Raw genomic sequence first — 22851 nt, 5'->3', positions numbered from 1 at the left:
GACTCAATATTACTGACTAAAACTAAAGTACCTAAGTACTTTAGTTATTCTGAATAAATGAATTTATTCGTGTGTCATTCTATTGATATTGCCTTGTACTATAAATAGCACGAGGACTTTGATTTTTTTGAAATCACATCAACATCCCTACCGATTTACCGCAAGCGGTTCATCTATCGGGAGAAGCTTTGCAAGCAAAGACTTCTTGAATGTCCACACAGATTGTTTGATTAAATTGTTAAAGAGCAGCCTTTCGGCGAGGTGCGTATATTACGCTACCTTTGAACTTAGTCAAGAGCTTTTATTTAATGTTTTATGAAGATAATTAATCTTGCTAAAACAAGAAATACGACGTTCCTAATCAACGTTTAACGTTATCAGAAACTAGCCTCTTTCGTTCTCATTCACTGGCGTTGCAGCCCGTGTCTGTGGGGTCGCATTATAGGGATTGGAAAAGCATTGGCAAGTGTTTATTTGCAATTGGGAACCAAGCGAACAATTAACAGGCAGGATGTTTTTTTATTGAACAAAACACCTGGCAGAGAGCGGTTAAGACAGAGGTGAGAGATATGCTTTTCTAATTCCGCATCATAAGTTTTCCTTCTTACTTTCTATAATAGTTGCACGCATCTACCTTGTGGTATTAATAAATAGACGCGCTACCTTATATTTTCTCAACGACCTTTCTTTATCAGATAAGCTAATATTAAAGTAAGTGGGTATTTGAGGTATTTGCTATGGCTGACTTTACTGAAAGAATTCATCTTAAGGGCAAAGCGGAAGAGGATATCTATTTTGCCAAACTAAATCGAAAATTGATCGCCGCCCTGCGTGAAAAGCAAACCACTGATGCAGATCCAAAATCGGATAAAACTCGCGACAAAGATAATACGAGCCATACTGTTCAAAAATAACCACCCGTTTATCGGCTCACTACGACTAAACAGCTCTACTCTCAATCACTGCGGCTGACAAACTGTTTTATTTGAAAACCAGCGACACAAATTACTTATCTCTTTTTTCAAAACATCAGCTGTAACGCACCTCTTTTTTTTTGCTATGGGACTAAAGTGATAATGCAGATATGATATTTTCTAATCAAAAATTTTGATTGGAAAATATCATTTTCTTTATTGGACTTTATGCTTTTATTTGATTGTAATGCGTGAAATTCAACATCTAGGTAATATAGGATATGCACTGCAACTTTAAAGGATCATCAATGAATAATAAGACCTCCCTTGATCATGTTCGCGATTGCTACAATGTGCGCCATTGGAGCCAAGGTTACTTTGGTATCAACGATACAGGTAATGTTTATGTTGCCCCTAGACACAATCAACCAGAAATGACGGTTGATCTCAGCGACGTTGTCGAAAAAATTCAAGAAAAAGGGTTATCTTTACCTGTATTAGTTCGCTTTCCGCAAATTATTCATCAACGTGTTAATGGCTTATGTGAAGCCTTTAATGATGCGATAAAAAAATATGACTATCCGGAAAAATACCTGCTGGTGTATCCGATAAAGGTCAATCAACAACGTGAAGTTGTTAATGAAATTTTAGCCAGCCAGTACCATCAAGAAGAGAAACAACTGGGTTTAGAAGCCGGCAGCAAAGCAGAATTATTAGCCGTGCTGGCATTAGCACAAAAAGCCTCTTCTGTGATTGTTTGTAACGGTTATAAAGATAGAGAATATGTTCGCTTAGCATTAATCGGTGAAAAACTCGGTCATAAAGTACATATTGTATTAGAGAAAATGTCTGAGCTTAAATTGATTCTAAGTGAGGCAAAGACACTCAATGTACAGCCGCGTTTAGGTATTCGCGTACGTCTGGCCTCTCAAGGCAAAGGAAAATGGCAAGCCAGTGGCGGTGAAAAATCCAAATTTGGTTTATCTGCATCGCAAGTATTGTCAGTCGTCGACACGCTCAGCGCTGAAAACAAACTCGACACATTACAACTGGTGCATTTCCACCTAGGTTCGCAAATCGCTAATATCCGTGACGTGCGAATTGGTGTAAGTGAAGCGGCGCGTTTCTATTGTGAGTTACGTAAGTTAGGCGCACAAGTGGGTTATATGGATGTGGGCGGTGGTTTAGCTATCGATTACGATGGCACCCGAAGCCAATCATCGAATTCAATGAATTACAGCTTGGCGGAATATGCCAACAATATCGTCGCCACTATTGCGGACATCTGCTACACCTATGAGCAGCCTGTACCTTCTATCATTTCCGAATCCGGACGTTCATTAACCGCTCACCATGCGGTGCTTATCTCTAATGTGATCGGCGCTGAATCTTATCAGCCTGAAACACTGCTTCCCCCTGCTGACGATGAGTCTGTCTTATTGCAAAACATGTGGGAGTCGTGGGAGCAACTAGATAGGCGTAATGATGATCGCGCGTTAATTGAAATTTATCATGATACCCAAAACGATGTGGCAGAAATACACAGCCAATTTGCAACTGGTTTAATTAACCTAAAACAACGAGCCTGGGCAGAGCAGGTACATCTACGCGTGTGTCATGAGCTCAATAAATTAATGGATGAAAAAAATCGCTTCCATCGCCCCATTATTGATGATTTAAACGAAAAATTAGCAGACAAACTATTTGTCAATTTTTCCCTGTTCCAATCACTGCCTGACTCATGGGGCATTGACCAAATTTTCCCTGTGCTGCCTTTAAATGGTCTGGACGATCCGCTGCAAAAGCGTGCAGTTTTACTCGATATAACCTGTGATTCTGACGGTGCGATTGATCATTATGTTGATGGACAAGGTATTGAAAGCACATTGTTAGTGCCTCATTGGACAGAAGAAAAACCGTATTTAATGGGCTTCTTCCTAGTGGGGGCATATCAAGAAATTCTTGGCAATATGCACAATCTATTCGGTGATACTAACAGCGCAGTGGTTTTGATGAATGACGAGGGTGAAGCTGAAATAACTGAAATTGCCCACGGCAATATTGTTGAAGATATGCTCAATTATGTCAGCTTGGACTCTGAAGAGTTTAAAGCCACTTATTTACAATTAGTGAATAGTAAATTAGCCCCTGAAGAGCGTGATGATATCTTTAATGAACTGATTTTAGGCTTAAAAGGTTATACCTATCTAGAAGATTATTAAGGAAAAATGAAATGAGCCAACTGTTTCAGCAAGTGGATAATTCAATTTATTCCAATGCGATGACCTTTTTACGCTTGCCGTTAGCAACAGATCCGGTTAACGCCAATGCACAGCTTGCCGTATTAGGACTGCCTTTTGATTTGGCAACGACAGGCCGTTCCGGCGCGCGCATGGGGCCGACCGCCATTCGTCATGCATCCATTAATCTGGCATGGGAAGGCTATCGTTATCCGTGGAAATTTAATCTGCTTAAGCAGGTAAGCGCTATTGATGCGGGTGATCTGGTTTACGATTGCGGTGATGCGCAGCAGTTTACACAAAAAGTAGAAAATGCCGCCAGTGAACTACTGGCTTCGGGTAAAGCGCTGTTAGCCTTAGGCGGAGATCATTTTGTTACCCTGCCTTTATTGCGCTCACATTATAAAAAGTTCGGGAAAATGGCCCTGATTCATTTTGATGCGCACACCGATACTTATGATTGCGGCAGTCTCTATGATCATGGCACTATGTTTTATCATGCACCTAATGAAGGGCTTATTGATCCTGACCACTCAGTGCAAATAGGCATTCGCACCTCGTACAATCCAACAGATCATGCTTTTACTGTGATTGATGCGATGCAGGCCAATGATCTCTCAGTTGAGCAGATTTGCTCCCTGATCCGCACTAAAATCGGAGCGCTTCCAGTCTATTTAACCTTCGATATTGATTGCTTGGATCCAGCCTTTGCCCCCGGCACAGGCACCCCGGTTTGTGGTGGATTAAGCACAGATAAAATATTAAAAATATTACGCGCGCTGCAAGGTATTAATCTGGTCGGCATGGATGTTGTTGAGGTGTCACCGGCTTATGATTCCAGTGAGATAACCGCCTTAGCAGGCGCAACCATTGCTGTTGAACTGATGCACCTGTGGGCCATTAATAATAAGTCAATTGCATTATAGCGTGCCCCTCTAACAAACCCCTTTAATCTTATCGCTAAAGGGGTTTATTTTTATGGCCCGTCCACTCATCTATCTTTTAATAGCTAATCCCTTTTCTATTTACCCTAGCGTGAAAACAGTGCGCGAATATCCAGTTCGCCATATTTCCTTATTGACAGGCTCAGCATCAGGCAAAGCGCACCAAGCAGATAAGCCAGTAAACAGGAAAACCAACCAACCTGCGCAAACACAGCTAAAGGCTGTGCTGAAGTGAGCAAAGCAAGCGGCATTGAGCTAATAGCGCCAATAAACGTGGCGACACCATCAAAAGCAAACAGATAAGTACTAAAAAGCTTCACCGTATAAACGCCAAGCGTAACCGCTAGCAGAGGGTAATTGACCAGCTGAGAAACAGCCAGCAGCAAACAAGCCACAGGCAGCATAGCCAAACTTATCAGCACCATTTTAGCGATAAACATTAACCAGTTAAGTGCCACTGTGGCGAATGATATATCGCCAAGAATCGCCATTAAATGAGGGGATTGGGTAAATGAAATAAGATAGAAAAAGAGCTCCCCGCAAAGCACTAAAAACGAACAGATAAGCGGGATTAAAATCAATGCAAATCCCAATTTTACCGTGTGGGTTAGGCCCTCGGAGACTGGCATACTGCGCCAGAACATCAGGCTGCCTTCTTGACGCTCTTTACGAAATGTTTTCGCCAGATAAAGCGTCGACAAGAGCAAAGAAACCGCTCCCGCACCCAAAGAGAGCATGCCACGTATCCCCTGTGTAACGTCAACACTGCGCTGTGACATATCCCCCTGATAATTAAACTGCACTGAGATATTATCGAATGAGTGTGTATTGAAAACAATTGCAGCCAATATAACTAATCCCATTAACAGCAAAAACAGCGGTAAACGGGTGACTATTTTATGTTCAAGCAGCTCTTTTTCAAGCATAAAGAAACCAGGATGCATTACGCGCCCTCCTTTTGCAGCGCAAGAAAAATATCCTGCAGTGATGGATTGATTATTTCACCTAATTCAGCGGCTTGCGCCCGATACTCACTTTTAAGCAGCCATTTAGTGGTACCCAGACCGACCTGCGAGGCAAGCGGCGACATCTGCTCAATAATCGACTGGTGCTGATGCTGCGCCTCGACAATAAAATAGCGCGCATAAATCGACTCCATCTCTCCCTGTAAAACCACCTCACCCTGTTTAAGCATTAACACGTCAGTGAGCAGATGTTCAATTTCACCGACTTCATGACTGGCGATAATTAATGCACGTTCACCATCATGAAACCACTCTATAAGATGACGGTAAAAAACATCCCGGTAGATAAGATCTAATCCTAATGTCGGCTCATCAAGAATTAACACCTTAGTATCGGTGGCCATAATAATGGATAAATGCAGCTGTACTTTCATACCACTTGATAATGAACTGATTTTTGAAGACAGGGCAATTTGCGTGCTACTCAGGAACTGCCTGGCTTTATCAATATCAAAACTGGGATGTACCCCGCTGCTATAACGCAAAATCTGCGCGACACTCATCCATTGCGGCAACACATTGAGATCGGAAATATAAGCCAGATGCTTCATTAATTGCGCACGCTGCTTAACCGGATTTAAGGCGCAGATTTCAATCTCACCCTGATAACGAAGCGATCCTAAAAGCGCGCTTATTAACGTCGACTTACCTGCGCCGTTATGACCTAACAGACCAAGCACCTGTCCGCCCTGCAGTTCAAAGGAAACATCTTTAACTGCCGTGGCACACTGATACTGCTTAGTTACGTTTACTGCTCGAACCAATACCGTCATTTGTCCTCCTCAATCTGTTTTTCCAACTCGTTAATAAAATCATGCAGCGGCATATCGATACGCTTAAGCATCTGCACAATATTGGGAATATCCTGCGTTAAAAACTGCTGTTTTTTTTCTGCTTTCAGTTTTTCAAGCGCACCGGATAATACGAACATGCCCTGGCCACGCTTTTTTTCAATTAAGTTATTATCAACTAACAGTTGATAAGCTTTCATCACAGTAAGATGGTTAATTTTTAGATCCGCAGCAACCGCCCTTACCGAGGGCAATGCCGTACCTTCAGCCCAGATGCCGAGCAGGATCTGTTTTTCTATTCGCTCTTTTATCTGATGGAAAATGGGCTGTTTATCATTCCAATCACTCATATAGACCCGCTATAGTGTTATACTTGTGTATATCACCATATCAATGAGATTGATAAGATGCAAGTTTTACGGCCACTCTTTGAAATGACCATTGCAAGATCAGCCCATTACCACTATTCCATTCAAGCTGCTACGCTTTAAATAGCCCGAATCTGTAGCGGCATACTGACAAGCTAATCTCAAAAAGTGTTTGCCTTAGGAGGAATAATGGTGAAAATCATTTTATTTGTCTTGCTACTGCTGTTTTCAACGCAATCCAATGCAAATGGCAGCATGAATGTTAATAGCCAACTTAGCCATGCGTTCGGTGGCGCCATTACAGCAGGGGCTCTGGTTGCTATCTCAGATAACTACTGGCCTGAATATGACCGGGCGTGGATGGGATTTACCATCAGCACAGTCGCGGGAGGCCTTTCGCAATATTATGAATATGCCCGAGGAACTAACGACTTCCGTAACGCTTTTGCCGATACCCTCGCTCATGCACTGGGATCTGCTATCGGCGCCTATGTAACAGATCGATATATACTGCTGCCTGTTATCAGCAAAACAGACACAGAAACTTATATGGGCGTGTCGATCCAGTTTCGCTTATAAACCTCTGCTAAAGCGCGGTAAAAAAGTGCCAAAAAAAACTTTCAATAAACAGACTTAAGCACTATTTTAAAGCCAAAGAAAAGCATTATAGCTGGCCATTGTTTGATCGTTGTTTTTGGGAGTTAAAGCAGATGAAACCTAAGGGTAATGCATATCGGGTTTTAGTAATGGGTTACCGTCAAGGGCTTTGTGACGCATTGTCTCGTCTTGATATCCCCTACGCAGTATGGACAGAAAAAGGGGTGAAATCTTCACGAAAAATGTTGCATCTACATGTGCAAAAATTTCCTCGTACTCGTCAGCAGATTGCCGATACTTTATTGGTTTTTGCACAAACAGGGCCATTTAGCCATGTGATTGCCGGTAGCGAAGCCGCTGTTTACTGCGCATCGGTAGCCAGACGTCTATTGTCTGCTCGCCTTTCTAATAACAGTGTTGCACTGCGCTGTAATGACAAACTACATATGAAATCCTATCTGAGTGACAGAAATATTCCCATGACAGACTTTGTTGCCGGTGAAAAAATTGAGGATGGATCATCCGTTATTGATAATTTAGGTATTCCCGTCGTTGTCAAAGCTCGACATGAATCAGGAGGAAGAGGCATTGTTCTGGTCAAAACGAGTGATGATATAACCCGTCTGGCTAAAAGAACGCGCATTATGGAGCGATTTATCTCTGCGCCGGAAGCCAGTGTCGAATCCTTTATTAATAATGGCGAAATACTTTTCAGCAGCACTACACAATATTATCTGAAAAAACATATTAATGTGGTACCCGCTCTACCCGACTCAATACCGCAAGAGGCGTTACTTGAATTAAATAAACGCGTGCTGACGGCCCTGAAGATAAAATGGGGTATCACACATATGGAGGTTTACCTCAGCGAAAAGGGAATTTTATTTGGTGAGATTGCATTAAGACCACCCGGAGGTTACATTATGGAATTGATCAGCAAATCTTATGGCTTTTCTTCATGGGATGCATTGCTACATATGGAACTTGATCTGCCTTTTACATTTCCTGATTCGCCCACTTATTACTCAGCGGCTTGCATTATTCATCCGGGAGCCGGAACGGTGCAGCAGATAAACAATTGGAACCAGGTATCCAGTTTACCCTCAGTTTTTAAATCCAAACTAAAAGTGACGGCCGGCACAAGGATAAGTGAACGCCAGGGCGTTGGCGAAGATGCAGGTTATCTATTATTGGTTAATAGCGAAGCGAAAATTCTCGCACAGGAGATTGAAAAGGTACGGCAAACGTTGGATTTTACAATGAGCTGAATAACTACATTTAACGAATTGGGCAGGCAAGACAGTTTTTAGGTAAGATAATAAAAAGGCAAGCAGCAGCTGTGATTTTCTAGCTTTGCTAGAACCTGCATCAGTTACCAACAAAAATATGGAGAGTGAACATGTATCATCTTGAATTAACCTATTTTGATTTCCACGGTGGACGGGCAGAGCCAGCGAGGCTTGCAATGCATATTGGCGGCGTGGAATTTGACGATATACGCTTTCCCTTCAGCGAGTTTGCGGAGATAAAAAAAACGACTCCGTTAAATCAGGTGCCAACACTTAAAATTGATGGGTTGCTGGTAACCCAAAGTAACAGTATTAACCGTTTTGTCGCTAAACTTGCAGGTTTATATCCCGCCAATGATCTGCAGGCATTACTTTGTGATGAAATTATGGATGCGCTGGAAGATATTACCCATAAAATAGTAGCAACATTTAGACTTGAAGGGGAAGCCTTAAGATCAGCAAGACAAGCCTTAGCCGATGGACCTTTGAGCGAGTATCTGCAGTGGGTGCAGGCAAAACTTGAGCAACAAGGCGGTCAATATTTCATTGAAAATCGCCTGACCATTGCCGACCTAAAAGTATTTGTCTGGACGCGTTCACTCCTATCCGGTCACTTAGACCATATCCCACGTACCCTGGTTGAAAACGTAGCACCAAAACTGCATTTGCATATGCAGCGGATTGCACAAATCCCGGCGATTGCCGATTATTATGCCGCTGCCACATAAGGCGGACAAACCATCTAAAACAGAGCAAGCAGAGCACGATTTGCCTGTTGATATACAGTATTACAGGAAGAAAAAATGCATAAGCAAGCAACAACATTAGCCAAAGATCTACTCAGTTTTATAGATGCCAGCCCAGTATCCTATTTTGCAGTTGAAAATATTATCAAAGAGCTAGAAAGCAGCGGCTACCGCAGCCTTAATGAAGGTGAAAAGTGGAATCTTGAACTTGGCAGCAAGTATTATCTGCAAAGAAATAACAGCGCGGTTATCGCTTTTCAGCTCGGCAGTCAGAATCCATGGGAAAGCGGATTTAATATTGTCGGCGCACATACCGACAGCCCGCATTTAAAACTGAAAAATGAGTCACTCACACAATCTGCAGGATGTTTAAAAGTCAGCGTTGAAACTTATGGCGGCGGCATTCACAGCACGTGGCTGGATCGCGACCTCTCCTTAGCCGGCAGGATCTCAATTAACAGCGGAAATGGAGTAGAAAACCGTTTAGTTGACTTTAAAATAGCCGTCGGCTCTATCCCTAACCTTGCTATTCATTTAAACAGAGAGCTCAATAGTGGCTTTGAATACAACGCACAGAGCCACCTGCCTGTTATTCTTTTTGGCAGCACCCCAGAGATAGAAGAAAAATCTTATTTAAAAACGCTTATCGCCGCAGAAGCGGGAGTCGATGCGGCTGATATTCTGGAGATGGATCTGTTTTTCTATGATACGCAAAAAGGCGCATTAATCGGCTTAGCTAAAGATATGATATCTGTTGCCCGTTTAGATAATCTGGCTATGTGTCACTGTATTTATAACGGCCTGATTTCAGCAGATAATCCGCTTCAGACCAATATCGGCGCATTTTTTGATAACGAAGAGGTGGGTAGCCGAACTATGATGGGCGCTGATTCAAACTACTTAAGCACACTATTAGATAGGATCATCTTTTCCTTGGGGGGCGACCTAGAAGATGGCCTGCGCGCCAAACATCGAAGCTTCTTAATCAGTGCAGACGGCGCACATGCCCTGCACCCAAACTTTGCAGAAAAACATGATAAATCCTACGCACCCTTAATCAATAAGGGGCCAGTTATTAAACTCAGTGCCAACTTCAGATATGCCACAACCGCGACCACTGCCGGTAAATTTATCAATTTATGCAATAAGGCTGACGTGCCCTACCAGAAACTGGCCAACCGTTCCGATCTTCCCTCAGGCAGTACAATCGGCCCAACCTCTTCCGCGGCGCTGGGAATAGAAACTGTAGATGTCGGCAACCCGATGTTGGCAATGCACAGCATTCGCGAAACCCAGGGCATACTGGATCACTATTATATGAGTAAAGTGATCCGAACCTTCTTTGCCTAATTTAAAACGGCAGCTGCCGCTGTCGTCAGATTATTCATCCAATAACGCTTTAAGTAGCGTTAAAAACACCAGCCAAGTTTCACTATCGCTTCTACGATCATAAGCATATATTCACAATCCAATACCAAGGCGAAATAGGCACTCAGTGGTACGCCAACCATCCACGTGAAGACAAACCCCATGCGTAAAAAAAGTGATTGTCGCCAGCGCTATTATCAATATAGCTGGCTAAGTAAGAGTTCTAGTTCAGCTTGGCGCTCCACAGGCGTACCGGAAATCATATTTTCCTGCTGTAAGATTGTCAATAATTTACGCGGCTCGACATCTTTATAACCAACAATTTCAACATGACCCGCATCAACTTGAATATTAGTGACTTGCCGATAACCATCAATAACGGGTTGATATTGTTCATCTAATTCAAAAACATAATCACTTTCCACACAGTTCCCCTCGCTATCAATTCGGCGGCACGTATTTTGCTCATTTGTCACAATTTTTAGATACCGCAGCACGGAACTCGATAGTGGCGCGGGGTATTTAATAAAATCCGATTGCGATGTTATCTCATACCAGTTATCGCCCGTAATGCCCCAACACACGGCAGGAACAATACCTAAACTCAACCAGTGTAAAGGTCGCAAAGCACACGTGCTGGCTGCTGCGATACCAGCCAATGGCGCAGATACAGTAATCAGATTTATATTAAGCTCACTATTCAAACGCTTATTTTCCATCGCCTTACGCGCAATCAAACCGCCCATACTGTGGCCAATAACCGTTATATTTTCATTACTACTGACACTCACAAGTTTATTCAATGCCGTTACCAGCTTGTCTGCACTTTTCGTTAATCTATCCCGATCATCATAACTATAACAAACGGCTTGCTGTCCATGAAACGCATATAATTGCGCTAATGAACGAAAGCGTCCTGCAGAGCCATTACAACCATGCACTAAGACAGTGAGCGGATAATTTGCATTAAATTTTAAAGTGCGATCTTCAGAATCTGTACACGATCCTATATTTTCTATTTCCACTTCAGTATCTGGCACTGGCAGATTCTCCGTCTGCAGTGGCTGAGGCTGGGCAATATAACGGGATGATGTGCAGGAAAAGAGTAAAGTGATGCACACTAATAAGATAGATAATTTCATAAGGTTCCCTAGCATCCGAATATTAACAACAATGCAAGCTTATATACCCAAACTTGCAGTAAGTCAAAACGCCCTGCTAATAATTAAAATCAAGTAAATCAATCTGATACTAATGTTAGTCACAGTAAAACACAATTTACAGTTATTTTTGTTAATCGTCGCATATAAAAGAAAAAAATTTGCTGCTCCACGTTATCTTTTACGCTCAGAGAAATTAAAAGACAAAGAGTGCGCTATGCTTCTAGAAGATTTCAAACAGTAAATAATAGCTGCTCTAGAATAAAAACAGATGTCGTCTAACGGTAAGGGAATAGCAGATGCACAAAAAAAGTGAACCTAGCGCAGTTAAAGTCGCAGAAAACAAGCTCGGCACTTTCGCCGGCGTATTTACCCCGAGTATTTTAACCATACTCGGACTTATACTCTTCATGCGACTGGGTTATGTAGTCGGTAGCGGCGGGTTACTGCAGACACTGTTGATTATTTTTATTGCCTACACTATATCAATACTGACCAGCATCTCCCTGTCAGCGATCGCCACTAATCTAAAAGTCCGAGGAGGCGGTGACTATTACCTTATCTCCAGAACCCTCGGACTCGAGTTTGGCGGGGCGCTAGGCTTAGTCCTCTTCCTGGCGCAGTCAGTCTCGATCGGCTTTTACTGCATCGGCTTCGGCGAAGTTGTTGCCGGACTTTTCCCTGTAACCCATGGCATGGCGCAAATTATTGCGCTTGTAGCTATTGGCGGATTGTTCTTCTTGGCGTGGATGGGAGCCGATTGGGCGACCCGTTTTCAATATATCGTAATGACCATTATCTGTTTGGCACTGATCTCCTTTTTTGTCGGAGGAGGGCTACTTTGGGATAGCGCTCTGCTGCAGGGAAATTGGCAGCCAGCAGCTGATGCCCCAACATTCTGGGTACTATTTGCTGTGTTTTTCCCCGCTGTTACAGGCTTCACTCAGGGGGTGAGCATGTCCGGCGATCTGCAAGATCCGGGGGAAAGCTTGCCAATGGGAACCTTTCTGGCAGTGGGCATTTCACTGATCGTTTATCTAAGCGCAGCATTCTTTTTTGCCGGCAGTCTGCCACAAGCGTTATTAAGCAGCGATTATGAAGCCATGAACCGAGTGGCCTGGTTACCGATTTTTATTATTGCAGGTGTATTCGCCGCGACCCTTTCTTCCGCTATGGCTTCTTTTCTCGGCGCGCCAAGGATTTTGCAATCGCTCGCGGCAGATAAGATATTCCCAATATTAACGCCTTTTGCCAAGGGTGCAGGACCTGCCAATAATCCGCAACGAGCGGTGCTGCTCGCGGCTGCTATCGCCCTATTAACGGTCGGGTTGGGTAATCTTAATCTTATCGCCAGCGTGGTGGCGATGTTCTTCTTGATCTCCTACGGGCTGCTTAATTACGCCACCTACTTTGAGGCGAGCTCAGCCAGCCCCTCGTTCCGTCCCCGTTTCAAATGGTTTCATAAATATGCAAGCCTGGCTGGTGCCCTCCTCTGTTTACTGGCAATGCTGGCGATTAATTGGGAAACAGGCGCGCTGGCAGTTGCCTTGATTTTTGGTATTTATCAGTATCTGCAACGTACAGTCAAACAGAGCCGCTGGGCCGATAGTCGCCGCTCCTATCACTTGCAGCAAGTGCGCGAACATTTACTGCAAATATCACTCAAACTAGAGCATCCCCGCGACTGGCGGCCGCAAATTCTCGCATTTTCAAGCAGCAGAGAGCGGCGCAGTCAACTACTAAAATTTTCCACATGGCTTGAAGCAGGTAGCGGCCTGACGACACTCGTGCATATATTGGAAAAAAGCCCAGCACAAAAAGTGGCAGCAGAAAATGAGCTTTACGAAGATATCGCGCAGAGTGGCGTGCAAGCTTTCCCGCTGGTGATCAATGCCCCCTCTCTTGAAGTTGGCAGTGAGTTGTTGCTGCAATCTTTCGGACTTGGCCCTTTAAAAGCCAACACTATCCTAATCAATTATCTCGGCACCTACACCCAGCATTTTTTCACACCAAAACTGAAAAGTTTTGGCAAAAATCTGCATACAGCTCTGCGTCTTGGTTATAATCTCGTCGTTCTGGATGCCAAAGAGTCAGAGTGGCAGCAGCTCGAACTGCAGGCTGCCGAGCAACGCCGGATTGATATTTGGTACACGCCGGGAAATAGCGGATCACTGATGCTGCTACTGGCACATCTGATGACCCGATCTGATTTTTGGGAGCTCACCGAGTTGCGCGTATTGAGCACTGTTCAGGGTAAAGATAGCAAGACTGCAATGGAACGCTTAGAGCAGGAGCTCGAAGATAGCCGAATTGACGCCAACGCGTTGATTGTTGATGATTTTAGTAGCAGTACGATCCATAGATATTCAAAAGATGCCAGTTTAGTATTTTTACCGCTAACACTTAAATCTGATCAGCTTGTCGACTGTTCAGGGCTAGCTGTCGATGCCCTGTTGGCGGTTCTCCCCTTAGTCGTACTCGTGGTCGCAGCGCAAAATATTGAGCTTGATGCAGATCCTGAACAAGGCGTTGCAGGATTACTAGCGGAGACAGAAGATAGGCTAAACGCAGCACAAGAGCGAGCCAAACAAGCGGAAGAGAAAGTGATAACGGCCAATTTAGCGATCGAAAAAAACCTCAATGCGCTATTAAAACCACGCCAGCAGGGTGATGGTGAAGAGCGGGTCCAGCTCTATAGTGAGTTGACTGAAATCCGTCAGCAACTCGATAAAGCGACCAGACGGGCAGCTAAAGCCGAAGCAAAACTGGAAGTCAGAAAACAGGAATTTGAACAGTTACAGAAAAAACATCATCTCAATCATAACGCAGATCAAGAGGTAAAATCAGACTCGGAGAGTTAAGGTTTTCAGCCAATAATTTAGAAGCGGCGACAAAATTCATGGGCTTGTATTAATTACTAAAGTAAAAATGCTACCGGAAATCGTTTTATTGATAACCGATTTCCGGAATCAGGCATCTCTAACTTATTAATATTTCGCAGCCACTGGCAACCAACGGCCTTTACCAAAACTTTTTTTTACTCTTATAATTGCAGGAGTTTGCCGGCGTTTGAATTGTGCCCTATCAACCATTTTATGAATATCGGCGATCTCTTGCGCAGAGGAGGCAAACTGCTCAATAATTTTTTCACAGCGTCTTTCACCGCGATATCGCCCCCGTACCTCTAACAAATCACCTTAGATATAGAGTTTTAGTATCGCATCCAGTAACGAATGCTCAGGTAGAGAATCACTCTCTACCTGCTCTTTAGAAAGTTCAGCACTCGGCGTATTTTTCTTCAGAAAAGAGCACAATCCATTTAATTATTAGATCCGTTTTTATCCGATAAGATAGAACTCTCATCGATCCCCTTAAGATATTTGAACAGCTCACTGTCGGTGGACAATACAAGTGTGGTGTTACTGGAAATAATGGTGCGGTACGCTTGCATGGTGCGAGTAAATTCATAGAGTTTGACCGCCTGCGGACTTTGATTATAACCCTGAGCATATATCTCAGTTGCCTTGGCATCCGCCAATCCACGGATCTCTTCCACTTGTCGGTATGCTTCGGACTGAATTTTGTTTAAATCACGGAGCCGATTACCGCGAATTCTGGCCGCTTCACCATTACCCTCTGAAAGAAAACGTTCTGCAATCTGGCGCCGCTCACTGATCATTCGATCATAAATTTTAGGCCGCACACTGGCATTGTAATTAATACGTTTAAAGCGAATATCAAGAAGTTCGATGCCAAATACCCGCACTTTGTCAGCCGCTTCTGTAAAAATTTCTTGCTCTACCAATTTCCGCCCTTTTTGAATAGGCACCAGCGCCCCCATTTTCAATGCACGTTCGGCATCGGTAAGCAGGTCATCACGCAGGGGCTCTCGGTCTTTAGTGGTTCGGATAATCTCAATCAGTTCGTGCTTGGCAACGGCATTGCGGGTTTCACTACCGAGAATATCATCCAATCGAGATTGCGCGCTGCGTTCATCACGCAGGCGCAGGAAGTATTGCAGCGGATCGATAATGCGCCAGCGCGCAAACAGATCCACTGCTATATAGAGCTTATCTTTAGTGGGCATATCAGATGGATCGCCATCCCATTCCAGCACCCTTTTATCGATACTGTTGACCTCTTGTATAAAAGGGATTTTTATCTTTAAACCAGCTTCGGTAACCGCCTCGCCAACGGGTTTACCAAATTGGGTAATGATCACCTGCTCTATTTCGCTGACCGTATAAAGTGCGCCCTTCAATGTCACCAGAAACAGCACCATCAGCAGTAACAGAGCAATAGTTTTTATTGGTTTCATGGTCTTTCCCCCTGTTGTGCATTGAGATCTAACCATGGCAGAATATTTTGTGTACTCTGATCAATAATGATTTTAGAGCGTATTTTTGCCAAAACGTCCTGCATAGTCTCAAGATAGATACGCCTGCGTGTCACTTCCGGTGCTTTTATATATTCCGCCAATAAAGCGTCAAATCGTGCAACATCACCCTCTGCTTCATTAATGCGTTTAAGCCGATAGCCATCGGCCTCTCGGATCCGTTGATCTTTCTCACCCAGTGCTAATGGAATAACTTTGTTATAATCACGGCGTGCTTCATTAATCAGTTTTTCTTTTTCCTGCTGTGCTTGATTAACCTCATTAAAGGATTCCTGAACAGGTTTCGGTGGATTAATATTTTTCAGTTGCACCTGATCAATGCTGATCCCCATCGCATACTTACTTGAAAGCGCCTGCATCTTAAGAAGTGCTTCATATTCAATCTCTTGACGACCAATCGTAATCACTTCATCAACAGTGCGATCGCCCACCACCTCGCGCATCACAGACTCTGAAACTGAGCGCAGGGTTTCACTGGGCTGACGCACTTCAAATAAAAATTTAACGGGATTAGCAATACGGTACTGCACCACCCACTCCACCAGAGCCGCATTTAAATCACCGGTAACCATTTGTGTTTCCCTGTCTTTTTCACGCGCATCAGGGCTTTGATAAGGATCATTTGCACCCGGCGTAATAAAACCAAACTCCTGCTTTAATTGCCGCTTGACCGGAACAATGGTTGCGCTGTCAATGCCCAGTGGAAGTTTAAGATGCAGTCCGGGCGGTACCTCTTTCAGGTATTTGCCGAAGCGCTGAACAACAGCAACAGAATCACTCGGGATAGTGTAGATAGCAGACCAGATGCTCAGTCCAATCAATAACAGCAAAACAAAAATAACTAATGAAAAGAAAGAATGCCCATCAGATAAAATGGGTTTAACACGCGCGAATCCCTTTTTAAGATGTGAATTAAATTCCACTGGCGTGGTTTTATCACGTTCCCAAGGATCTTGATCATTTCCAGTCGGCATAGCATTGACCTCAACAGATGGCAAAAACATATCCACCTATTTACTATGGGAGCTTGATGACGGTTGTCAAGGATAAGGCGGTTAAATAAGTGCAGTCATTGCCGATATTCAATTGAAGCAAAAATAATCAGTGTAAATTTTATGATATTGCTTAGCCATAAGAAACTTGTTGCTGAAAGTCTTGAGTCAAACGAGCTGCAAATTTCTTTACGGATTGAATAATATAAAGTGGAACAAGGAGGTTAGCCCGTGAATTTACGGTATTGATATAGGCGATTCTCATTGAGCAGATATTTATCATTATTTTGAACATAAAAAAAATGGTAAACCCGTGAAAGTTTACCATTTCTTTAAATTAATTTAGCGCTTTATTAACGCTAAAATATCAGAGCTGATTAAATAGCTACGATACTGTCTGCTTGCGGGCCTTTTTGGCCTTGGCTTACAGTGAATTCTACTTTTTGGCCTTCAGCTAAAGTTTTGAAACCTTCGCTTGCGATAGCGCTAAAGTGAGCGAATACATCTGGACCAGATGCTTGCTCGATAAAACCAAAACCTTTAGATTCGTTGAACCACTTAACTGTACCTTGAACTTTAGACATAATAATATCCTGTATTTTTTAATGTGAATTGCCTTCAAGAGGCTTGAATAGCGTAAAAACAGACTGAAACTTAAAAACTTACAGAGCGTTGGATTATGAATAAAACTACGATATTAAGATTGTAAACAAAAGGCTTTCTTTTTTGCTGTGCGGAACTATATAGTGTCTGGAATGGAAGTCAAATATTATTTTTTATTAAAAATAGTGGTTAGAGATAGATTTTTAAAAAAAACACAGCAAGTAAAACTTGTGCCTTATTCTGCTCTGCAAGTTGAGTCCAGATAAAGCACCTTGAGGTATTATGAATGTAATAGCATCAGGATAATGTCAGATAAATTCCACTAAGCGCAATAGCGCCACCAGCGAAGCGATTAACCGTTTGCATATTTGTTTTTTGCATTAACACGGCCAACCCTATACCTGCTAAGTGCAATGCTGCTGTCGCCAGTGCAAAACCGGCTATATATAAGGCAGCAATAGCTGTAGCGGGCATCTCTGCACCATGAGCATTTCCATGGAATATGGCAAAAACCCCTACTATTAACACACTATATGCAAGTGGGAGTTTAAATGCCCCGGCAATCAGCACGCCCAATATCAAAACTGAGACTAATATTCCCTCTTCAATAAAGGGAACTCTCACGCCTGAGAAACCAAGAATCCCACCTAAAATCATCACCACGACAAATGTACCAGGCACGGCCCATAATGCCCGGCCACCGATTTGCACAGCCCAAAGCCCCACCGCGATCATTGCAATAAAATGATCAGCGCCGCCAATTGGATGGCCTAATCCATGTAGAAATCCTGTTGTCTCCCCTACACCAGTATGGGCAAAAACAGCGCCGGGTAAAAGTAACAATAAAGATACAAATTTTGATATTGATTGTTTCATTGGTTTTCCCCTGTAGTGAAAAACAGATCATTTGAGATTTATTCTAATCCTAGCGCTGGCGGGTTGATAATATCTATAGCAAAAAAATCAATAAAATGAAATTAACCAACAAAACAAGTTTAGTTAATAGTGACTAGCAGCAGCAAATAAATAGCCCAGAGCAATATTTCAGATGCGACAACAGGCTAATTCGATATTAAAAGCACAGCTAATATTGCTTTAAATTTCTTTCGGGTTACAATTTAACTGTCTATTTAACCAGTAATAGAGAGTCAGACAAATATGTCATTTAATAAACCGATAAAACCGGCCAAAGATATCGATGGCGTACGCAGATCTGCTTTTTGGCATTTGGGACGACGCGATCATAGTGAAAAAGAGTTACGTGAAAAGATCGGACGTAAAACCGATAATCAGGAATGGATTGATAGGGTTATCGGCGAATGTTTTGAATATGGATATTTAAATGATGCGCGCTTTGTAGAAAATTTTATTCGCGGAGCACAAAATAGAGGATTCGGTGTTACCCGTATTAAACGAGATTTACTGCGTAAAGGGTTTGACTCAAAGACGCTATTTGCAAATGATCACTATGATTATGTGTCAGCAGCCGCAAAACTATTGGCAGGGAAATATAACAAACGTATTGCCAATCCCAATATAAAAAACAAGGCAATTGCCTTTCTGCAAGGCAAGGGGCATGCTTTCGATAATATTTTTAAAGCAATCGATCTACATAATGAAACATATCCCGAAGATGATTGTGATTGTTTAGGCGAAGCAGTTGCCCTGCTCTCTCGTAAATTTAAAACTGCAATTAGCGAGCAAAGTTCACATAATAAGGCATTGCGTTTTTTAATTTCGCGAGGATATACATTCAGTGATACAGCAGATGCGATCAAACTATTTAATGAGCAGATTAATCAAGATGATTAAATGCAGCAGATCAAAAGAGTTCGCCTATTTATCGGCAAGCACCGATCTTAGATAAGATTAATATCAGATGAAATAAATTTCAGGATAGAGTAATGGCAAAAATAAAAACAAAGATCTCCTATGTATGCAATGAATGCGGTGCGGATTACAGCAAATGGCAGGGCCAGTGTGGCGAATGTAAATCATGGAATAGCCTCACCGAGTTTAGAGAAGCATCGAGCATCACAAAATCGGTCAATGCAGCGATAAACCGTAATAAAACAGCGGGTTATGCTGGAGTTTTAAGCAGCGGTGTGCAGCGAATTTCGGCTGTGCAGGTAGAACAAGCCGCGCGTGTCACAACGGGACTGTCGGAACTCGACCGGGTATTGGGCGACGGAATAACGCTCGGCTCAGTGGTACTTATAAGCGGCGATCCCGGATCGGGTAAAACCACGCTGCTTACCAAGGTTGCAGAAGTGATGTCACATACCATGCCGACACTCTATGTAACCGCCGAAGAGAGTTTAAGCCAGTGGGCTAAACGCGGTATTGAGCGCTTAAAGCTTAACTTTAATGAAGATAACTTTTTCCTGTCGGACACCGATAGTATTGAAGATATTGTCGAGCAGTGTATTGGAAATAACATCAAATTTCTTATTGCCGATTCAATTCAGGCATTTGAGTCAAATACCGTTGACGGCTCTGCAGGCGGTGTCACACAAGTAAAAACCTGTGCCAAAATATTAAATCGATTATGCAAACAACACGGGATCACGCTAATTCTGGTTGGACAGGTAAATAAAAACTCGCAAATGGCCGGGCCGCAAACATTGAAACATATTATCGATACCGCCATTCATATTGAAGTGAATGACGCCTCTGTGCGTATATTACGTGCGGATAAAAATAGATTTGGCGACACGGAGCAAGTGGGCATTTTTCAGATGACTGAAAAAGGGATGTATTCTGTTGATAACCCGAGTCGACTTTTTCTTTCTGGCAGTGAAGAACACTTTGAAGGCTCCGCCATCTCAGTGATCAAAGACGGTGCGCGTAATCTGCTGATCGAGATTCAGGCATTGGCTACGGAAGTAGAAGGTGAAAAATCAATGCGTAACTGTATCGGCGTTTCCTACAGCCGTTTATCACTTATTACCGCAGTATTAAAAAAACATGGCGGTATCCCCACTTATTACGATATTAATATCAGCCTGGTTGGTGGCCTAAAAATGTCGGACTCAGAAACATCAACCGATATGGCCGTCACCGCAGCCTTGCTCAGCTCGATTAACTCCAAACCAGTGCCGGAAGATTCAGTCTTTATTGGTGAATTGGCACTCACTGGCGAATTACGTCAAATACCACAAATCGTACCACGTGTGCGCGAAGCCTTAAGTCATGGTAAAAAACAGATCTATATCCCTGCGGTGGCATATCACAAATCGATGCAGCAATTTGTCAAGGCAGGTCAGTCGATTCACCCGCTTAAAAATGTAAAAGAATTAATTGAGGCGTTAAATTAGTTGCTCTTTAAACGCTAAAAAGGCCACAAACAGGGCCTATTGCGGTTGTCTTATTGCTGTTATTGATAGTGCTACAGTAAGATAGGTTAGTGCGCGCACGCACTTTAGTGGTGCAAAACAGCAAGAGAAGTGATTTGTGCGCAGATATAAATCAATACTCCTTGAATTTCAACTCGTAAGGCATTGATAAATATATTGATAATTAAAAAACAGAAATTAATCATTAATTGGTGTCTATTTTGCTTTAGTTAATATCTACTAGTTAAGATCTACTATCAAGTAGCTCTCATGGTTTAGCTGGCACAGCACTTACCAATAAATGTAAAACCAATAAATGTAAAACCAATAAATGTAAAACCAATAAAATACAAATAGTTGCTGTTGGATTTATCACTACCCAGTTAAATATTTAATGTGTACTCGGAAAAATTTAGAGGAACAAAATGGACTCAACTCTCCTTATCATTTTTATTTCATTAGCCGTCGCAAGCATATTAAATATCGTGCTAAAAAAATTCTCTATATCACACATTATCGGCTACATCGTGACCGGCACTATTATCAGTAATATCTTTGAGTTTGACAGTGAAACCATTAAATCTATGGATCTCATTGGTGAATTCGGGATCGTCTTTCTTATGTTTACAATTGGTTTAGAAATCTCTTTTTCTAAACTAAAGAAAATGAAAGAGATCATTCTTTTTAATGGTTTTATACAAGTTTCATTTAGCTCCCTGATTATTTATTTAATTGCCTATTATCTCTTTAACCTCGATGCCACTTCATCGGTCATTATTTCATTAGCCTTTAGCTTATCTTCCACTGCAATCGTGCTGACTTATCTAAAAAAATCAAAAGATATTATTACCCCTTACGGTAAAAAAACAGTGGCTATCTTAATCTTCCAAGATCTTGCTGTTATCCCAATTTTATTACTGATCAGCTTTTTAGCGCATAGTGATTTATCACTGGCCGATGTGCTCTTTAAAACCGTTATTTCTGCTACGCTTGTTATTGTTTTTATGTTCACTTTGGGTAAAAAAATAATTGAGTGGTTATTACACTTTTCCTCCAATGCAAGACTGGAAGAACTCTTTTTAGTCTCGGTATTAACTATTGTTATTGGTGCATCGCTGTTAGCGCATGAGATGGGCTTTACCTATTCACTGGGGGCCTTTATTGCAGGAATGATCATTGCTGAAAGCACTTTCCATGTAAAAGTAGAGTCAGATATTGCTTCCTATAAAGATCTGCTCTTAGGGGCCTTTTTCTTCTCTATCGGCATGAAAATAGATATCTATTATTTTATTAGCCACTTCTTTTTAGTATTTTCAGTGTTGATTTTCACCATGCTGATAAAAGCACTGATTGTCTTTTTTATGATCAGAAAAAAATCCAACAAAAGTGATTCACTTAAATCTGCAATCGCACTTTGCCAAATCGGCGAGTTTTCCTTTGCCATTTTTTCACTGGCAACTAGCCAACAGATAATCACTCCTGAGCTAGGTAGCACACTTATATTAGTGACTGTTTTATCAATGGTAGCCACCCCTTTTATGGTGAATAATATTTATAAAATCGCCGCTCTGTTTGTAGTTGAGTTTTTTGAATCCGATAAAATATCCCCGGTCAATATAGCTAATCACACGGTCATTTGTGGCTTTTCAACATTGGGACGAATAGTTGCAAAAGAATTGGAAAAACAAGGTGTTACTTTTTTAATTATCTCGGATAATTTACAACACGTATTAGTCGCAAGAAAACGCGGTTATAAGGCTTATTTCGGCCATCTGGATAAACAGCCAGTATTAGAATCACTACAGATTGATCAATCTTCTAGCATCATTATTACGGTCAATACATTGAGAACTAAAAGAATAATTTGCCAGGCGGTGCTCGGCTATTACCCCGCAGCCAATTTAGTAGTAAAAATTAATACACTTGAGGAAAAACAGGCGTTGGCCGATTTGAACATTAAATCTTTCGTTCATGCTCAGCATGAGACCGCGTTATTGCTAGTAAAGCAAAGCGTTCAGCTGTGAAATTTAATAATTAACTGCCCGTGGAAACCGGATAGCCTGCTACTGAACACTTAAATGCG

19 protein-coding genes are annotated in these 22851 nt (G+C 42.3%); 11 read left to right on the top strand and 8 right to left on the bottom strand.

Translation table 11 applies throughout. The annotated features are described in order from the left end of the window. Window positions 1-737 precede the first annotated feature (737 nt). From ACJAT7_RS05645 to speB, 3 genes are all read left to right on the top strand, one after another. Window positions 738-914 carry a hypothetical protein gene (locus tag ACJAT7_RS05645; RefSeq protein ID WP_415225829.1) on the top strand — a complete coding sequence of 59 codons (177 nt, stop codon included), beginning with the start codon at window positions 738-740 and terminating at the stop codon, window positions 912-914. Between the two features lie 308 nt (window positions 915-1222). Beyond that, window positions 1223-3136 (top strand): biosynthetic arginine decarboxylase, encoded by a 1914-nt coding sequence (speA, locus tag ACJAT7_RS05640; RefSeq protein WP_415225828.1) that lies wholly within the window; start codon window positions 1223-1225, stop codon window positions 3134-3136. An 11-nt stretch (window positions 3137-3147) separates the two neighbouring features. Further along, window positions 3148-4080: an agmatinase gene (gene speB, locus ACJAT7_RS05635; RefSeq protein WP_415225827.1), complete on the top strand. Its 933-nt coding sequence runs from the start codon at window positions 3148-3150 to the stop codon at window positions 4078-4080. A 104-nt stretch (window positions 4081-4184) separates the two neighbouring features. Here the strand turns inward: speB and ACJAT7_RS05630 are convergent, their stop codons facing one another. Genes ACJAT7_RS05630 through ACJAT7_RS05620 form a run of 3 tightly spaced genes read right to left on the bottom strand, consistent with a single transcriptional unit; the run spans window position 4185 to window position 6264 of the window. After that, window positions 4185-5042 (bottom strand): hypothetical protein, encoded by an 858-nt coding sequence (locus ACJAT7_RS05630; RefSeq protein ID WP_415225826.1) that lies wholly within the window; start codon window positions 5040-5042, stop codon window positions 4185-4187. Further along, complete coding sequence (locus tag ACJAT7_RS05625) at window positions 5042-5896, bottom strand: ATP-binding cassette domain-containing protein (protein WP_415225825.1); 855 nt, start codon at window positions 5894-5896, stop codon at window positions 5042-5044. Before ACJAT7_RS05625 ends, ACJAT7_RS05630 begins: the two co-directional genes overlap by 1 nt. After that, entirely contained in the window at window positions 5893-6264 is a 372-nt protein-coding gene (locus tag ACJAT7_RS05620; protein ID WP_415225824.1) for a GntR family transcriptional regulator, read from the bottom strand. The genes ACJAT7_RS05625 and ACJAT7_RS05620 overlap by 4 nt, the downstream gene beginning before the upstream one ends. A gap of 207 nt (window positions 6265-6471) precedes the next feature. Here ACJAT7_RS05620 and ACJAT7_RS05615 point away from each other — a divergent pair, with 207 nt between their 5' ends. The 4 genes from ACJAT7_RS05615 (at window position 6472) to ACJAT7_RS05600 (ending at window position 10264) form a co-directional block, all read left to right on the top strand. Further along, a complete protein-coding gene (locus tag ACJAT7_RS05615; protein ID WP_415225823.1) occupies window positions 6472-6861 on the top strand; it encodes a hypothetical protein in 390 nt (129 codons plus the stop codon). 131 nt (window positions 6862-6992) lie between these two features. Next, entirely contained in the window at window positions 6993-8147 is a 1155-nt protein-coding gene (locus ACJAT7_RS05610) for an ATP-grasp domain-containing protein (protein WP_415225822.1), read from the top strand. A 131-nt stretch (window positions 8148-8278) separates the two neighbouring features. Beyond that, window positions 8279-8896, top strand: a complete 618-nt coding sequence (locus tag ACJAT7_RS05605; RefSeq protein ID WP_415225821.1) for a glutathione S-transferase — start codon at window positions 8279-8281, stop codon at window positions 8894-8896. A gap of 75 nt (window positions 8897-8971) precedes the next feature. Next, window positions 8972-10264, top strand: a complete 1293-nt coding sequence (locus tag ACJAT7_RS05600; protein ID WP_415225820.1) for a M18 family aminopeptidase — start codon at window positions 8972-8974, stop codon at window positions 10262-10264. Between the two features lie 215 nt (window positions 10265-10479). On the opposite strand, the gene ACJAT7_RS05595 is transcribed toward ACJAT7_RS05600, so the two are convergent. Beyond that, entirely contained in the window at window positions 10480-11424 is a 945-nt protein-coding gene (locus tag ACJAT7_RS05595; RefSeq protein WP_415225819.1) for an esterase/lipase family protein, read from the bottom strand. Window positions 11425-11741: 317 nt separating this feature from the next. On the opposite strand from ACJAT7_RS05595, the gene ACJAT7_RS05590 reads away from it, so the two are divergent. Beyond that, window positions 11742-14303 carry an amino acid permease gene (locus tag ACJAT7_RS05590; protein ID WP_415225818.1) on the top strand — a complete coding sequence of 854 codons (2562 nt, stop codon included), beginning with the start codon at window positions 11742-11744 and terminating at the stop codon, window positions 14301-14303. 458 nt (window positions 14304-14761) lie between these two features. On the opposite strand, the gene hflC is transcribed toward ACJAT7_RS05590, so the two are convergent. The 4 genes from hflC to ACJAT7_RS05570 all read right to left on the bottom strand — a co-directional run bounded on the left by hflC (window position 14762) and on the right by ACJAT7_RS05570 (window position 18309). Further along, window positions 14762-15760 (bottom strand): protease modulator HflC, encoded by a 999-nt coding sequence (hflC, locus tag ACJAT7_RS05585; RefSeq protein WP_415225817.1) that lies wholly within the window; start codon window positions 15758-15760, stop codon window positions 14762-14764. Then, window positions 15757-16842, bottom strand: coding sequence for an FtsH protease activity modulator HflK (gene hflK / locus ACJAT7_RS05580; protein WP_415225816.1), 1086 nt, complete (start codon window positions 16840-16842; stop codon window positions 15757-15759). The genes hflC and hflK overlap by 4 nt, the downstream gene beginning before the upstream one ends. Before the next feature lie 365 nt (window positions 16843-17207). Further along, a complete protein-coding gene (locus ACJAT7_RS05575; protein WP_415225815.1) occupies window positions 17208-17414 on the bottom strand; it encodes a cold-shock protein in 207 nt (68 codons plus the stop codon). 316 nt (window positions 17415-17730) lie between these two features. Then, window positions 17731-18309 (bottom strand): HupE/UreJ family protein, encoded by a 579-nt coding sequence (locus ACJAT7_RS05570; protein ID WP_415225814.1) that lies wholly within the window; start codon window positions 18307-18309, stop codon window positions 17731-17733. A gap of 282 nt (window positions 18310-18591) precedes the next feature. Between ACJAT7_RS05570 and ACJAT7_RS05565 the strand changes: the two genes are divergently transcribed. The 3 genes from ACJAT7_RS05565 to ACJAT7_RS05555 all read left to right on the top strand — a co-directional run bounded on the left by ACJAT7_RS05565 (window position 18592) and on the right by ACJAT7_RS05555 (window position 22792). Next, window positions 18592-19245: a regulatory protein RecX gene (locus ACJAT7_RS05565; protein ID WP_415225813.1), complete on the top strand. Its 654-nt coding sequence runs from the start codon at window positions 18592-18594 to the stop codon at window positions 19243-19245. A gap of 92 nt (window positions 19246-19337) precedes the next feature. Beyond that, window positions 19338-20750: a DNA repair protein RadA gene (radA, locus tag ACJAT7_RS05560; protein WP_415225812.1), complete on the top strand. Its 1413-nt coding sequence runs from the start codon at window positions 19338-19340 to the stop codon at window positions 20748-20750. Between the two features lie 443 nt (window positions 20751-21193). Beyond that, window positions 21194-22792 (top strand): cation:proton antiporter, encoded by a 1599-nt coding sequence (locus tag ACJAT7_RS05555; RefSeq protein ID WP_415225811.1) that lies wholly within the window; start codon window positions 21194-21196, stop codon window positions 22790-22792. The last annotated feature ends 59 nt before the right edge of the window (window positions 22793-22851 follow it).

Source organism: Psychromonas sp. (genome assembly GCF_047632995.1).
In the GTDB taxonomy this organism is placed as follows: Bacteria; Pseudomonadota; Gammaproteobacteria; order Enterobacterales; family Psychromonadaceae; genus Psychromonas.
This window is presented reverse-complemented; position numbering and strand designations above follow the sequence as displayed.

Excerpts from the sequence above, each read along its gene's own strand:
- ACJAT7_RS05615 (WP_415225823.1), top strand. The coding sequence starts at position 6,472 with ATGGTGAAAATCATTTTATTTGTCTTGCTACTGCTGTTTTCAACGCAA.
- ACJAT7_RS05555 (WP_415225811.1), top strand. The coding sequence starts at position 21,194 with ATGGACTCAACTCTCCTTATCATTTTTATTTCATTAGCCGTCGCAAGC.
- ACJAT7_RS05625 (WP_415225825.1), bottom strand. The coding sequence starts at position 5,896 with ATGACGGTATTGGTTCGAGCAGTAAACGTAACTAAGCAGTATCAGTGT.
- ACJAT7_RS05610 (WP_415225822.1), top strand. The coding sequence starts at position 6,993 with ATGAAACCTAAGGGTAATGCATATCGGGTTTTAGTAATGGGTTACCGT.
- ACJAT7_RS05645 (WP_415225829.1), top strand. The coding sequence starts at position 738 with ATGGCTGACTTTACTGAAAGAATTCATCTTAAGGGCAAAGCGGAAGAG.
- ACJAT7_RS05570 (WP_415225814.1), bottom strand. The coding sequence starts at position 18,309 with ATGAAACAATCAATATCAAAATTTGTATCTTTATTGTTACTTTTACCC.
- speA (WP_415225828.1), top strand. The coding sequence starts at position 1,223 with ATGAATAATAAGACCTCCCTTGATCATGTTCGCGATTGCTACAATGTG.
- ACJAT7_RS05590 (WP_415225818.1), top strand. The coding sequence starts at position 11,742 with ATGCACAAAAAAAGTGAACCTAGCGCAGTTAAAGTCGCAGAAAACAAG.
- ACJAT7_RS05620 (WP_415225824.1), bottom strand. The coding sequence starts at position 6,264 with ATGAGTGATTGGAATGATAAACAGCCCATTTTCCATCAGATAAAAGAG.
- ACJAT7_RS05630 (WP_415225826.1), bottom strand. The coding sequence starts at position 5,042 with ATGCATCCTGGTTTCTTTATGCTTGAAAAAGAGCTGCTTGAACATAAA.
- hflK (WP_415225816.1), bottom strand. The coding sequence starts at position 16,842 with ATGTTTTTGCCATCTGTTGAGGTCAATGCTATGCCGACTGGAAATGAT.
- speB (WP_415225827.1), top strand. The coding sequence starts at position 3,148 with ATGAGCCAACTGTTTCAGCAAGTGGATAATTCAATTTATTCCAATGCG.
- ACJAT7_RS05605 (WP_415225821.1), top strand. The coding sequence starts at position 8,279 with ATGTATCATCTTGAATTAACCTATTTTGATTTCCACGGTGGACGGGCA.
- radA (WP_415225812.1), top strand. The coding sequence starts at position 19,338 with ATGGCAAAAATAAAAACAAAGATCTCCTATGTATGCAATGAATGCGGT.
- hflC (WP_415225817.1), bottom strand. The coding sequence starts at position 15,760 with ATGAAACCAATAAAAACTATTGCTCTGTTACTGCTGATGGTGCTGTTT.
- ACJAT7_RS05575 (WP_415225815.1), bottom strand. The coding sequence starts at position 17,414 with ATGTCTAAAGTTCAAGGTACAGTTAAGTGGTTCAACGAATCTAAAGGT.
- ACJAT7_RS05565 (WP_415225813.1), top strand. The coding sequence starts at position 18,592 with ATGTCATTTAATAAACCGATAAAACCGGCCAAAGATATCGATGGCGTA.
- ACJAT7_RS05595 (WP_415225819.1), bottom strand. The coding sequence starts at position 11,424 with ATGAAATTATCTATCTTATTAGTGTGCATCACTTTACTCTTTTCCTGC.
- ACJAT7_RS05600 (WP_415225820.1), top strand. The coding sequence starts at position 8,972 with ATGCATAAGCAAGCAACAACATTAGCCAAAGATCTACTCAGTTTTATA.